This window comes from Pedobacter gandavensis (assembly GCF_014172405.1).
Lineage (GTDB): Bacteria > Bacteroidota > Bacteroidia > Sphingobacteriales > Sphingobacteriaceae > Pedobacter > Pedobacter gandavensis.
On sequence record NZ_WNXC01000002.1, the window covers coordinates 273,029 to 286,785 of the forward strand.

At 40.0% G+C, this 13,757-nt stretch carries 10 protein-coding genes and 1 tRNA gene; 5 read left to right on the plus strand and 6 right to left on the minus strand.

All coding sequences use genetic code 11. The features are described 5' to 3' along the window. Positions 1 to 120: 120 nt before the first annotated feature. The 4 genes from GM920_RS09025 to GM920_RS09040 form a co-directional block, all read right to left on the minus strand. On the minus strand, positions 121 to 1,614 hold the full coding sequence (locus GM920_RS09025) for a RagB/SusD family nutrient uptake outer membrane protein (RefSeq protein WP_182956011.1): 1,494 nt from the start codon (positions 1,612 to 1,614) through the stop codon (positions 121 to 123). A gap of 12 nt (positions 1,615 to 1,626) precedes the next feature. Then, positions 1,627 to 5,073 (minus strand): TonB-dependent receptor, encoded by a 3,447-nt coding sequence (locus GM920_RS09030; RefSeq protein ID WP_182956014.1) that lies wholly within the window; start codon positions 5,071 to 5,073, stop codon positions 1,627 to 1,629. Positions 5,074 to 5,286: 213 nt separating this feature from the next. Then, positions 5,287 to 6,438 (minus strand): FecR family protein, encoded by a 1,152-nt coding sequence (locus tag GM920_RS09035; RefSeq protein WP_182956017.1) that lies wholly within the window; start codon positions 6,436 to 6,438, stop codon positions 5,287 to 5,289. Between the two features lie 84 nt (positions 6,439 to 6,522). Then, entirely contained in the window at positions 6,523 to 7,113 is a 591-nt protein-coding gene (locus GM920_RS09040) for an RNA polymerase sigma factor (RefSeq protein WP_182956021.1), read from the minus strand. Between the two features lie 273 nt (positions 7,114 to 7,386). Here GM920_RS09040 and GM920_RS09045 point away from each other — a divergent pair, with 273 nt between their 5' ends. Then, positions 7,387 to 8,682 carry an NRAMP family divalent metal transporter gene (locus GM920_RS09045; protein WP_182956023.1) on the plus strand — a complete coding sequence of 432 codons (1,296 nt, stop codon included), beginning with the start codon at positions 7,387 to 7,389 and terminating at the stop codon, positions 8,680 to 8,682. 18 nt (positions 8,683 to 8,700) lie between these two features. Then, positions 8,701 to 9,972 (plus strand): MFS transporter, encoded by a 1,272-nt coding sequence (locus GM920_RS09050; RefSeq protein ID WP_182956026.1) that lies wholly within the window; start codon positions 8,701 to 8,703, stop codon positions 9,970 to 9,972. A 38-nt stretch (positions 9,973 to 10,010) separates the two neighbouring features. On the opposite strand, the gene GM920_RS09055 is transcribed toward GM920_RS09050, so the two are convergent. After that, positions 10,011 to 10,640: a TetR/AcrR family transcriptional regulator gene (locus tag GM920_RS09055; RefSeq protein WP_182956029.1), complete on the minus strand. Its 630-nt coding sequence runs from the start codon at positions 10,638 to 10,640 to the stop codon at positions 10,011 to 10,013. Positions 10,641 to 10,803: 163 nt separating this feature from the next. Between GM920_RS09055 and GM920_RS09060 the strand changes: the two genes are divergently transcribed. Further along, positions 10,804 to 12,102, plus strand: coding sequence for an alpha/beta fold hydrolase (locus GM920_RS09060; protein WP_182956031.1), 1,299 nt, complete (start codon positions 10,804 to 10,806; stop codon positions 12,100 to 12,102). Between the two features lie 142 nt (positions 12,103 to 12,244). Here GM920_RS09060 and GM920_RS09065 read toward each other — a convergent pair. Continuing rightward, positions 12,245 to 12,321, minus strand: a tRNA-His gene (locus GM920_RS09065). Positions 12,322 to 12,519: 198 nt separating this feature from the next. On the opposite strand from GM920_RS09065, the gene GM920_RS09070 reads away from it, so the two are divergent. Both GM920_RS09070 and GM920_RS09075 read left to right on the plus strand, forming a co-directional pair. Continuing rightward, entirely contained in the window at positions 12,520 to 13,173 is a 654-nt protein-coding gene (locus GM920_RS09070; RefSeq protein WP_235964488.1) for a tRNA1(Val) (adenine(37)-N6)-methyltransferase, read from the plus strand. A gap of 78 nt (positions 13,174 to 13,251) precedes the next feature. Then, a complete protein-coding gene (locus tag GM920_RS09075; RefSeq protein WP_182956036.1) occupies positions 13,252 to 13,743 on the plus strand; it encodes a metallophosphoesterase family protein in 492 nt (163 codons plus the stop codon). Positions 13,744 to 13,757: the final 14 nt, after the last annotated feature.

Below are 13,757 nucleotides of genomic sequence, written 5' to 3' on the forward strand. Positions count from 1 at the left end.
TTGCCTCAGTTATGACCCTGATCTGAGATTTTTCGCCAGATCTTCGGCTGGGATATTCCTACAAAAAAGGCTGCCTTCTCTTTGCAGAGGGGCAGCCTTTTATAAAAAGTATATGACTAACTATGGATTTTGTCCGGCAGGACCGATTGCTTTATTGGCATCAATTTCTGCCTGAGGAATAGACCATTGCCATTCATTTCCACCAGCAGGAACGCTTAACACACCGCTAATTGCAAGTGTTGCATTTCCACCGGTTCTGTCAACTGGTAAGTTCAGACGTTTCAGGTCGAAGAAACCAAATCCTTCTCCCCACAACTCCACCCTTCTTTGAATGAGGATTTCATTCAATAGCGCAGCACCTGTATTTGTAGACAATACATAAGAAGCATCGCGGTTTTTAGCCAAAGTAAACAAAGCATTTTGTGCATTGATATTTTCTCCGGCATTACCTTCTACTGCTAAATGCGCTTTTGCTTCCGCTTCGATCAGGTACATTTCTGCTACCCTCATATTCACCACATCGCCGATACTTGTAGTTCCGGCATTCGTAAATTTACGTTGCATATAAGTAGATCTGATTCCTTGAGCAGGGATCGGGAAAGCTGTATTTGTACCCGTTGGATCCCAAAGGCCTTTACGTACATCCGTTGCGGAAATTTTAGTATATAATGCCGAATTGATACGTTTCGGATTACTTCTGTTTGCAGTGGAAGCATAAGTTCCCATGTAAGCAAAGAAAGAAAAGAAAAAGGTAGTCTGATCTTCTTGTTGTGCACTACCCCACATCCACTCCGAATTACTCAGGCTGTTAAAACCTTTCACATAATCAGCATTGCTCATTAAGGCATATCCTGGTCTGGCTTCTGCGGCATTTTGAGCAGCAACCGCCCATAAACCTTGCGTTAAGGCTACCCTGGCTTTCAAGCCTTTCGCCACACTAAGATCCAGGTGGGATTTCGTAGGTCTTGCTGCTGCACCGGTCAATAATAAAATTGAGGCATCAAGATCTGCATTAATCTGCTTGTATACCTCCTCTACTGAGGATCTAGGTAAACCAGCGTCTAAAACAGAACTGATTTTGATTGGAATTCCCGCTTGCGTATTGGCAACTCCTTTATCGTAGCGTTTTCCAAAAGTCTGTACCAGCACAAAATGCGCCCAGGCGCGATAAGCTAAAGCTTCTCCTTTGATCAGTTTTTTAGTTGCTTCTGGTCCATCAGCAGCATCAATACCGTCAATGATCATATTTGCATTCTCTATAATCCTGTAATAGAAGGTATAGAAGTAGTTATTAGTACCATTGGTTGCATTTTTATGCGACACCCATTTATAAACGTTATAGGCAGTTGTGCTGACTGAATTAACCAGGTCATTCCCCATATAATCAACATTCAGATTCACCGAACCCTGTCCACCTTCTTCCTGTCTGGAATATTGAATATACAATGATCTGTGGATCCCGTTGAGGGCGGACATCGCATTTGAAGTGGTGATAAAAACCGCTTTAGTATCCACCAGGTTGGTTGGATCAGCATCTAAATATTCTTTTTTACAGGAGCCAAAGGACAAAATGAGCACGCCCAATGGTAAATATAGTTTGTGTAGATTTTTCATGTTTGTCTTGTTTTAAAATGTTGCACTTAATCCTAAACTCAGTACTCTCGACGGCGTATAAACATTAGAGTTTGTACCGTTAAAGTTCTGTCTTGGGTCAAATCCTTTACGTTTCGACCAAAGAACCAGGTTTTCACCTGAAGCAAACACATTAAGGTTGCTTAATCCTACACGTTTAATCCATGTCGGAGGCACAGCATAATTTAAGTTTACCGAACGCAGATCCAGGTAAGAAGCATCGATCAGGAAGCGGGTTGAAGTAGCATTACTTAAAGCAGATCTACCTACATCCAATCTTGGGACATTAGAATTATCTCCAACTTGTTGCCAGCTTTTCATGGCATCCACATGTAAGGAACCACCATAAGAACTGTAAGACATCAGCCCCTGGTAGTTACCGTCGAATGATTTACCACCTACACCATAGTTCATTTGTACGGAAAGTGACAATCTTTTATAACGGAAGGTATTGGTGAAACTTCCATCAAAATCAGGCAATGAGGTTCCTGAATAAGCAAATAATGCATTGTTGGTATTAGTGGTGTACTTCTGACCATCAATTGTTCTAAGATCCGCCGGTGCTTCAGGACTTAAAGGATTGATCAGGTATAAACTAGAGCCATCACTTGGATCCACTCCTGCCCATTGACGTAACCAGAATTGATAACGGGAAACACCTACCGCCAACTGTTTTGTACCATCAATAAATGTTGGTACATCATCTGGCATTTTGGTGATCTTATTACGGATCATGGTCCAGTTTACATTCAGTGCCCAGTTAAAATCCTGAGATTTCACTAGATCTCCACCAAGTTGAATCTCGATACCTTTATTGCTCATCTTTCCGATATTCTTAGAAATGGTGCTATCAAATGTTGCTCCGTTTCCGATACCGATACCGCTGGACAATGCCAATGGCACTTTAAATAATAAATCTGTAGAACGTCTGTCGAACACTTCGAATGAACCGCGCAATCTGTTTCCGAAAAAGCCAAATTCAACCGCTGCATCAACCTGTGTATTGGTTTCCCAGGTCAGGTTAGGATCTGCAACGTTAGCCAGGAGGATACCTGGTTCAGAACCATTGTTATAACCCAATCTATAGAAGTTTCTTGATGGATATAAAGAATCTAATCCGTCATTACCTAATGAACCGTAAGAAGACCTTACTTTTAAATAAGACAACCAACTCACATCTTTCAGGAAATCTTCCTGACTGGCAAGCCAGGCACCGCCGATGGCATAAAAATTACCCCATCTGTTTCCAGGAAGCCATTTAGAAGAACCATCTCTTCTGAAGGAACCCGATAAGATATATTTGGAGTCATAATCGTAGTTCAATCTGGCAAAAAAGGCCTCTTTTTTATACGTATCCGTATAAGAACTCAGGTCTGTAGTGGTGGCAAAATTAATCAGTTCGGTGTTACCATCCAGAATCTGACCGTTTCTTGCCCCTGTCAAATATTTGTAGCTATAACTGTAGTTGTTATGCCCTAATAAGACCCCAAAATTATGGTTGTCAATTTTTTTTGTATAGTTCAACAACTGCTCCAGCGTATAAGAAGTAGTGGTGGTACTCGTATTTCTGGCTCTGCCATTTGGCGCACCATCACCTACAATTTTATTCTGGTAATCATTGAAGAAATAATTGTTTACATCTACCCCAATGTTAGTCGTGAACTTAAAGTCTTTCAGAAAGGTAACTTCTCCATAAGTCCTTGCACCCAATACATTTCTTTTGATTTGTGTGGTATTCAACAAAGTTTCCTCCAGAATATGACGGCCCGGAAGTGCCCCAGAAGGTCTGTTAGGAATACCTAAGGTAGCTTGTAAACCACCGGTATCATAGATTTTCTGACCTCTGTCATCTAAAATAAAGTTCCCCGTTGTTGGATCATGCGCATAGACCGGGTAAATTGGTCCGATACTTCTGGAGAAGTTAAAAGGATTTACAATACTGGAAGTATTATCCGCATCAGCCTGATTAGACTTGATGATGTTACCGGAAATATTCAATCCTGTTTTAAACCAGCTTAAAGGCTTAGAATTGACATTGATTCTACCACTAATTCTGTTATAATCAGAACGGATAATATATCCTTTTTCATTCAGGTAACCCAGGGAAATATAGTAATCAGATTTCTCTGAACCACCACTCGCGGCCATGCTGTAATCTGATCTTATTCCTTTTCTCAGCAAACCATCTACCCAGTTCAGATCGCCTGGATATTTCAATTGTGCATCCGGGTTTAATACACCATCTGTGCCTACAATTGTCTTATCGGGAACGTTAAAAGGGTTATTCATCAACAAGGTTTTGATATCATTTGTAGCCATAGTATTAGCCGTAGCAAGAGGTAATCCTGTTCCGGTTGTTGGGTATACTAAACTATTTCTATAGGCCTGCCATGCTAAAGGATAATATTGGTAAGCATTTACAGTTTCGTATTCAGGAATACTTCTGGAAGTTACGCCTTGCAGTCCTCTGAAAGTTAACTTTTCCTGATGTGCTCTACCTTTTTTAGTTGTGATCAGGATCACGCCATTTGCAGCACTGGAACCATAAAGGGCCGATGATGCGGCATCTTTAAGGACACTGATACTTTCGATATCTTCCGGATTAATACTTCCGATGTTTCCATCGTACTGGATACCATCCACTACATATAAAGGATCATTGGAAGCATTGATGGATCCAAAACCACGCAAACGGATAGAAGGGCCAGCACCTGGTTGTCCAGTCCCAGCATTTACCTGGATACCCGGCGCAGCTCCTGCTAATGCAGTCAACACATTGGTCACCGGTCTTTTAGCAAGATCGTCCGCATTTATATTAGCAACAGCACCTGTAAAAGCAGATTTTTTTGAAGTTCCATAGGCTACATTGATGACTACATCATTCAATGCTTTTGCATCTTCTTCCAGTAGAATATCTCCCAGATTTTCAACTGCTTTCACTTCTTTTGGAACATACCCCAGATAAGAAACCACCAAAACGGCTCCTTTTTCTACGTTTTTAAGCACAAAATTTCCTGCACCATCAGTACTAGCGCCTTTAACACCAGATTTCATTTTCACAGAAGCACCCCCCAATGGAAGTCCTTTATCGTCCACTACGCGACCTTTTACATCAATTGCGACAATGGCAACTGCTGGTTCAGTTTCTGCTTTTTTTCTGATGACCACAATATTGCTGTTCACAGAATAGGTTAGATCCTGATTGGCAAAACAAATGCGAAGCACTTCTTCAAGTGTAGAACCTTTAACATTAATGTCTATAGGTCTCGCAGTTCGGATCAGTTTGGTATTACCCAAAAAGTCGTAGCCGGATTGTGTTCTTATTTTATTAATAATTTTTTCGAGAGAGGCGTTTTTCTCAGACAAAGTGATGCGCTGAGCATATCCACTGGCACTTACATGAAGTATTCCTATAGACATTAAAATGATAATCAGCTTCATAATTCTTATGAATTGAATAGGTATATACGCCGATGGCTTACCCCTAAAAAGATGGTAAAAAATCATATATTTGATTGTTTGGGTTTAATTGATTGAGTTGTTTAATCGCAGTAATATGGGTTGTCCCGAACAAAAAGATAATTAATTATCGGAGCCGTTTGTGTTGGTAGCACAACGGCTTTTTTTGTGAGATCCCCATGATGTTAAGTAGAATTATTTCATCACAATGATCCTCCTTCCTTCAATTTTAAAATGAACTTGTTCTGTTTGTTCGATAGCATCCAATATCACGCTGACGTTTTTACTGCGGGAAACTATTCCGAGTAGAGAAACCTCTGAAGGATCAACTTCATACACAATTTCCACGTCGTACCATCGGGCTACTTTTCGTAAAATACTTCTGAGATCTTCATCATTAAAGACAAAATTTCCGTTTTTCCAGTCCAGCACTTCATCAACACCTACGTTTTCTACCTGAATGCCCGTTCCAGCAACTTTACTTTGCTGTCCTGGCTTAAGGAAGATTCCATTTGCTGAACCTGATGCTGAAGAGACTTTTACCGATCCTTCCATCAGACTCGTCCGGATCACAGACTCATCTTTATAAGCATTCACATTAAAATGAGTTCCTAAAACTTCTACTTCTTGTCCGGAGCTCTTTACTTTGAAAGGATGTGTCGCATCTTTAGCCACCTCAAAATAAGCCTCCCCCGTTAACTCCACAGTCCTGTTTCGGCTTGCAAATGACACCGGATAAGTCAGTCTTGATGCTGCATTTAACCAGACTTTTGTGCCATCCGGCAACAACACCTGATATTGTCCACCTTTAGGAGTTTCAATGCTATTCATAGCCATTAATGCTCCTTTGGTATTTCCCGCCTGATCGGCTATTTTATAAACAATTTGTCCTTCCGCATTTTTGCTAATTTCTATGCCCGATTCTTCGGCTAGCGTTCCAACTCCTGCATCCGTTAAAGTAATCCTTTTACCATTTGCCAAGGTCAAATAGGCTTTATTTCCACCTGGAGGAATGTCGTTTTTCGCGAACTTATTTGTGGTTTGATTCTTAATTTTCCCGGTATCCTGTTTAAGATAAAAGAGGATACCTACGGAGAAGCTGAGGAATAAAATAGCTGCAGCTGAAATTCTTGTCCACAATGGGAGAATATTCCTCCCAAAATTCAACCTGGACTTTAGACGCTGCCAGACCTGCGACCTGGCTTGTAGCAATTCTTCTTCAGCAATTTCATGATCTGATGGAATACTCTGTGCATACCAACTTTCCAGCAAAGCTAATTCCTCCGCATTACAGGTTCCAAGGTGGTATTTATGAAGTAAATCATTCAGGTCTACTTTTTTTTGCATAGTTCTAAAAAAGCCTTTTCTGAGCTTCCTAAACTATAGACCTTTAACCCATGGGGGATGGGGGTATTATTTATTTATTATTTATCAAAAAAAAGAGAATAGGTAAAAGAATACCACTAGAAAGATCAATATCCCAAATTTAGTCCTCAAGATCTTCAGCGCATTTTTCACGTGGCTACGGACAGATTGCTCTGTGATGTCCATTTTTTCGGCGATCTCTTTATAGGTATAATTGTGTTTTCTGCTGAGTTCAAATGCAGTTTTCATTTTTGGTGGCAAAGACTGTATTTCTTTTTCTATGATTTCGGCAAGCTGACGCTCCCTTACCCTGTGGTCTGTCAATCCCTCGTCCGGTTTAATCATGACCGATTGCTTTGTGGCATAAGCTGTCACCACGTTTTGATGGGCAATAATTTTCAGGATTTTGTTTCTGGTAGCCGTATATAAGTAGTGAGAAAGGTTGCTGTTAATCAACAAATGTTCTCTTTTCATCCATAAGTCTTCGAATAATTCATGAACAACATCTTTTGCCTGCTCCTGATCGCGGAAACGATTGAAAGCATGCTTGTATAGTACTCCAAAAAACCGCTCATAAATCTGCGAGAAAGCCCGGTGATCTCCCAAATGGAGTCGCTCCGCCAGCTCGCCGTCTGAAAGATAATAATAGGAGGTCATTTAGTTGGTTGGTATCGGTTTAGGTCATCAACCTCCAATAATAATTAATTACCAGCTCATTGTATTGTTTTTTTTACAAAAAAATAAGAAAATCTACAGATTTCCCCAAAATCACGCCCTAAGTCTGGACTTAGAAGCTATAACTAAGTCCAGCTTCAAGTAATCACTCCCACAAGCTATTTCAGCTATTTAAAGTAAAAAGAGGAAATTTCGAATATTAATAAATTACCTAGTATATTTAGTTTGTTGCATGAGATTAATCGCTCCCTACCTATGGCCTTAAAACACAACGCAAAATTCCGAATCAGAAAGATTAGAAAATTCTTCAGCCTATTAGGTCCAGGGCTAACAACAGGCGCTGCCGATGATGATCCATCAGGCATCGCCACCTATTCGCAAACCGGAGCGCAGTTTGGCTATGGTCAGCTATGGACCGCTTTGTATATGCTCCCCTTCATGACAGCCGTACAGGAAGCCTGTGCAAGAATTGGCATGGTTACTGGAAAAGGTATCGCCGCAGTCATCAAAGAACACTATAGCCGTAATGTACTCTATGCCGTAGTCGGACTTGTGGTGGTGGCCAACACCATCAATATTGGCGCAGATATTGGCGCCATGGCTGCCGCTGCACAACTCCTGGTCCCAGTTGACTTTGTGGTACTTACCTTATTTTTTACCGCCACCATCCTGATTTTGGAAATTTTCACCAGCTACAGGGTATATTCTAAGATCTTGAAATGGTTGGCACTTGCTCTACTCGCCTACCCGATTACAGCGTTCATGATAGATCAACCATGGTCAACCGTATTAAAGGCAACCGTAGTACCACATTTTGAGTTTACTTTTGATTTCCTTTTTATCATAACTGGTGTATTCGGCACCACCATAACCCCCTACATGTTTTTCTGGGAAGCTTCCCAGGAAGTGGAAGAACAACAGGCAAAAGGGCTTGTAAGAGACGGAAAACCAAGAATTGGCTGGCCACACATCCATGCCATGCGTAAAGACAATAATGTAGGCATGGTGATCTCCGAATTTACAACCTGGTGTATTCTTTTAGTTGGCGCAACAGTTTTACACAATAGCGGCATAACTGATGTGAAAAATGCTGCAGACGCAGCAAAAGCACTAGAACCGCTGGTACATTCTTTTCCCAATTCAGGATACCTCGCTAAATTAATTTTCTCTGTAGGGATTATCGGACTCGGTTTACTCGCCATCCCTGTACTTTCAGGATCGGCAGCTTATGCCGTTGCCGAAGCTTTCGATTGGAAGGCCAGCCTTAATCTTAATCTAAAAAAAGCACATGGCTTTTATGGCGTCATTATTGTGTCTACATTCATTGGCTTATTCATCAATTTCATAGGGATAGACCCTGTAAAAGCATTGGTTTATACAGCCGTAATAAACGGCATAGCCGCTGTTCCACTACTGTATCTGATCGTTAAAATTGCGGCCAGCGACAAAATTATGGGAGAATACAAAAGTGGTTGGTTATCAAAGACCTTATTGTGGGCTACTTTTTTTATCATGGGTGCAGCAGCCGTAGCTTTATTTTTCACGATATAGTATTAAAAAACTAGTCACATGAATCCATCTATGCAAACCATAAAAGATTCAACAAGAAAAATCTACATTATCGCCTGGATTTTTGGCTTATTGTTTTATTTCCTCGACTATGTGGTACGCTCTGCTCCAGCAGTCATGATTCCACAGCTATCAGAGACTTTCCAGGTAAACTCCATTAGCGTGGTCTCCATTATTGGAACCTATTACATCACTTACTCTACCATCAGCCTTGCGGCAGGATTGGCCCTTGATAAATTTGGTGCAAAATATTCTTTATTTGTAGGAACACTAATTCTTGGGATCGGCTGTTTACTTTTCATCATCTCCAATCATTATGCAGGTACAACCGGACGGTTGCTTCAAGGTGCTGGCTGTGCATTCGCTTTCCCAGGCTGTGTTTATCTTGCCTCGAAAGGATTTTCAGCAAAATCACTGGCTACCGCAATTGGTTTCACTCAATGTATTGGGATGCTAGGTGGTTCTGCCGGACAATTTATCGTTGGCCCTTGGATCGCCGGCGGACTCGCCCCGAAGGTTTTCTGGATTGCTTCAGGTCTATTAACAGTTGCCATTGCCTTTGCATTACTATTCATCATTCCGAAAGCAAGCACCGAAATCCCTGAAACGACTAAAGAACATAGCCCGGTCAGTCTTTTGAACCCTTACAAAATTGTTTTTTCAAACCCACAATCCTGGTTATGCGGCATTATATCCGGATTTCTTTTTGCGCCGACCACCATTTTTGCAATGACCTGGGGCGTCGCAATTTTTCAGCAAGACAAGGCTTTTAGCTTTCATGAAGCCACCATTGCCAGCGCAATGATTCCTATGGGATGGGTATTTGGATGTCCATTGCTTGGTTACCTTACTGATAAAATTGGCAAACGTAAACCTGTGCTAATCGGTGGGGCAATAGTGATGATTTTGGCAATCCTGCAAATACTTTTCCTTCCTGAGCTCTGCTCAACCTATATAACCAATTTCATATTCGGTGTCGCATCAGGCGCTGCAATGATCCCCTACTCAGTTATTAAAGAATCTAATCCTGATGAAGTAAAAGGAAGCGCTACCGGAGCCATCAATTTCATCACCTTTGGCGTAACCACATTACTAAGTCCAATCTTCTCTAAACTATTTGGCAAAGCGGTATCATTAGACATAGACAAGGATGCACATTTTAAATCTACTGGCCTTTTTTGGATCATAGGGATCATATTAGCAATCCTCTTAAGTCTATTTCTGAAAGAAACCGGACAAGGAAAAAAAGGATCAATACCAAAAGTTGTATAATGCATTGATACTTTATCTAGAGAGAAACTCTTTTGAAGCTACACACTATCATAAGCCTTGTCAATAATAAATGCTAAGGCTTCCTCTATTGCAGCTCTCCCCTCTTGACTTTTAAGATCTAATCCACAAAATGTAATTTCATTAGTACTTGCAAAAATATCAAGATAATAAATGCCAGAAACTAATAGCGCCATGATTGCACGGTAACGTACTGAGTGTTCTCCAAAATGAGGATCAGAAATATTTTTGAACAATGCGTCACCACTTTCTTCTCTATCAACTGCCAGTTTTTTTAGGGAAACTCTATCTTCAAGTAGTCCCCACAACAAAATTTTCTGCAATTCCTTGTTCTCAAAAATATAATCAAATTGAGATAAGAGCATCGCTTTAGAAAGACCTCGCCCACCATCATTAATGTCTACATTCAACTCTTCATTTTTAACATTACTCCAAAAATCTTGAGATTTGATATACTCGTCAATAAGCTGAGTAGTACCACCAAAATAATTATAAATCAGCTTCTTATCCAATCCAGCAACTGCAGCAATCTCGTTCACTTTCAGGGCAGAAAACCCCTTAGTCTTTACTATTTCACCAACAGCAGCTAAAAACTTCTCTTTACTTTTTTCTTTATTTCTAACAGCGCCATCTACAATTTTTCGTTCCATTTAACTTTCAAATAAGGGTGTAAAACACATTTTAAAATTTAATATTACTTATGTCACCAATAGGTGATAAACACTATATTTACCGTTAATATATCAAATAAAAAGACAAAATATACATAACGAATGTTCCATTTTTTTTATAACCAATAAATCAAATAAAAATATGTTAAAACTTAAATTGAATATTTTTGCGATCCTGTTCTTAGCTACCTCAATAAATACCTACGGACAATTTTTCGAAATCTATCAGGCCGTAAATGTTGAAAAACATAAGGGTAAGAACTTTAGTCTTGAGGGAAAAATATTTTATAAGGATGCAATCACAAATAGCTCTTGGACGGTACTTGCGGCACGTTCATTAAACGACAAAGGCCAACAGCAAAAAGCGACATTATACAATGACAACGCGTCCGACTATTACAAAAATGGGGAATGGAGCCCTTACGAACTTACAGGTAAGATTGAAAAGGATGCAAAATATCTAGGCATAGGTATTACCGTTGCTGGTATTGGCAGTTACTACGTAGATGATCTTAAACTATTTGTAAAAGATGGCAAAGATAAAATAGAAATACCCATGCAAAATTCTGGTTTTGAAAACGACTCGCTCACAAACTGGAAATCCTACAATTTAGACAAGAACACGAAATTAATTCTGGAAAAGGATATAGTGTCCTCGGGCAAACAGTCTTTGTTTATCGATAATTCGAGCATTGAGGTTGCACCCAAACTGGGAAACAATTCAAAGGTTGGAAAATACGCGACTATTAATGGCATTAAACTTTACTATGAAATATATGGACAGGGTGAACCGCTCCTTTTGCTTCATGGCAACAACTCCTCTATAGGAAGCTTTGACAATCAATTAGATGTTTTGAGCAAAAAGTATATGGTAATTGGCCTGGATAGCCGCGGCCAGGGAAAGTCAACGGGAGACACCACAAAATTAACCTATGAATTGATGGCAGAAGATTTGAATGCCTTTTTAGAACAGCTTCAGCTTAAAAACACAAATGTACTAGGCTGGAGTGACGGTGGTAACATCGCCTTGATCCTGGCAATGCGCCATCCAGACAAGGTCAAGAAAATGGCAGTTATGGGAACTGTACTATTCAATGATGAGCGCTCTGTCACAGCAGAGACCAATAAACTGATCCGCAAGCAGGTAAAAGAAATGCAGGAGAAAGGTGTTGCAGAAACGAATATGGATTACCGGTTGAAAATGCTCTTATTGACTGAACCCAACATCAATCCAGATGCGCTACAAAAAATACAATCGCCAACGTTGGTTATGGCTGGACAACACGATGTGGTAAAGGAAAAACATACCAAACTGATTGCTGAAAAGATTCCTGGTAGCAAACTGATGATTTTTAAGGGTGCAGATCATGAGGCTCCTAAGAAAATCCCGCAACTATTTAACCAAACAGTCCTGGATTTTTTTGAACCAGCAGTAAAATAAAAAAGCGTTATGATTTATGGTTTGCTAATTATTGTAAAATGATTTGCATTTGAAATAAGATTTGAACAATCTTAAATGACACCTGGCGAGGAAAAAATTTGAACAAAAAAAAGCAGTTCTTTTCAGAACTGCTTTCAAAACTTGGGGTGGAATATGGGGCTCGAACCCACGACCCTCGGTACCACAAACCGATGCTCTAACCAACTGAGCTAAAACCACCATGTTTTTTTCAAGGCCACAAAAGTAGTATTTAAATTTGATTTTCCAATATTTGAGTGAAATAAATGTATTTTTTTATCTTTGCCGCGTTTCCAATCCACAAGCTAAGATTTACACTTAGTTTTATATCAACCAATTACCATCATGGGCAGTATTTTTAAATTTAAAGAATTTGAGGTTAATCAAGCTGGCTGCGCTATGAAAATCAATACCGATGGGGTACTACTAGGCGCTATTGTAGCTCAGAACAACCCGGAATACGGATTAGATATTGGAACAGGAACAGGAGTTATCGCAATGATGTTAGCACAACGCTTTCCAAAAGCACAGATTGATGCCGTAGAAATCGATGAATCCGCAGCAAATACAGCTATTGGTAATTTTGCCCAATCAAAATTCTCAGCGCGTACCGCAGCCTATTTAAGCCCAATTGCAGATTTTGAAAGCACCCGCAAATATGACCTGATTGTATCCAACCCTCCTTTCTTTGTAAATGATTTGAAAAACCCAGAAGTCAGAAAAGGAATTGCCAGACATGCAGACGAAGCGTTCTTCGAATCTTTAGTCCAAAAGGTGAGCGAAATGATCAGTCCTACAGGTTCCTTTTGGTTCATCTTACCCGTAAAACAAGCGGAACTTCTGGTAGAAAGCGCATTACAACACGGACTATCACTACAAAAACGCATTGCGGTTTGCTCAGACGAAACCAAACCAGTTATTCGTCACATCATTTCTTTATCGAAAAGCAAACTAACCCAAACTACATCGGAAACTTTTTACATCTACGAATCCAAAGGAGTACACACTTCAGCTTACAGGGAATTGCTAAAAGATTTCTTTCTGGCCTTTTAAACCATTTCTTTCCTACCTTTTTTTTATTGATCTGCTATTCAATATCCATAGCTTTGTATAGACAATAAAAGCTATACTTTGAAAAAAATAGGACTTCTTTCTGATACACACGGTTTTCTTGATGATGCGGTTTTCAAACACTTCGAAGAATGCGATGAAATCTGGCATGCCGGCGACTTTGGCCCGGATGTAGCCGATCGACTTGCGGCTTTTAAACCGTTAAAAGGGGTTTACGGTAATATTGACGACAAAGAAATACGCGCACAGTATCCAGAACACCTCAGATTCAACTGTGAAAAGGTAGATGTATGGATGACTCACATTGGTGGATACCCAGGGAAATACGCCCCAAACATAAAGCGTGAAATATACACTAAGCCCCCCATGTTATTCATTACCGGACACTCGCATATCTTAAAAATAATGTTCGATCCAAAAATCAATTGCCTTCATATAAATCCCGGTGCAGCAGGAAATTCAGGCTGGCACAAGGTAAAAACATTAATCAGATTTTGTATTACGGAAGAAAAAATCCATAACTTAGAGGCCATAGAAATAGGGAATAGATAACGTAAAAAATACAC

What these genes read in the sequence shown, in the direction of transcription:
- GM920_RS09025 (WP_182956011.1), bottom strand. Translation starts at nt 1,614, where the DNA reads ATGAAAAATCTACACAAACTATATTTACCATTGGGCGTGCTCATTTTG.
- GM920_RS09030 (WP_182956014.1), bottom strand. Translation starts at nt 5,073, where the DNA reads ATGAAGCTGATTATCATTTTAATGTCTATAGGAATACTTCATGTAAGT.
- GM920_RS09035 (WP_182956017.1), bottom strand. Translation starts at nt 6,438, where the DNA reads ATGCAAAAAAAAGTAGACCTGAATGATTTACTTCATAAATACCACCTT.
- GM920_RS09040 (WP_182956021.1), bottom strand. Translation starts at nt 7,113, where the DNA reads ATGACCTCCTATTATTATCTTTCAGACGGCGAGCTGGCGGAGCGACTC.
- GM920_RS09045 (WP_182956023.1), top strand. Translation starts at nt 7,387, where the DNA reads ATGGCCTTAAAACACAACGCAAAATTCCGAATCAGAAAGATTAGAAAA.
- GM920_RS09050 (WP_182956026.1), top strand. Translation starts at nt 8,701, where the DNA reads ATGAATCCATCTATGCAAACCATAAAAGATTCAACAAGAAAAATCTAC.
- GM920_RS09055 (WP_182956029.1), bottom strand. Translation starts at nt 10,640, where the DNA reads ATGGAACGAAAAATTGTAGATGGCGCTGTTAGAAATAAAGAAAAAAGT.
- GM920_RS09060 (WP_182956031.1), top strand. Translation starts at nt 10,804, where the DNA reads ATGTTAAAACTTAAATTGAATATTTTTGCGATCCTGTTCTTAGCTACC.
- GM920_RS09070 (WP_235964488.1), top strand. Translation starts at nt 12,520, where the DNA reads ATGAAAATCAATACCGATGGGGTACTACTAGGCGCTATTGTAGCTCAG.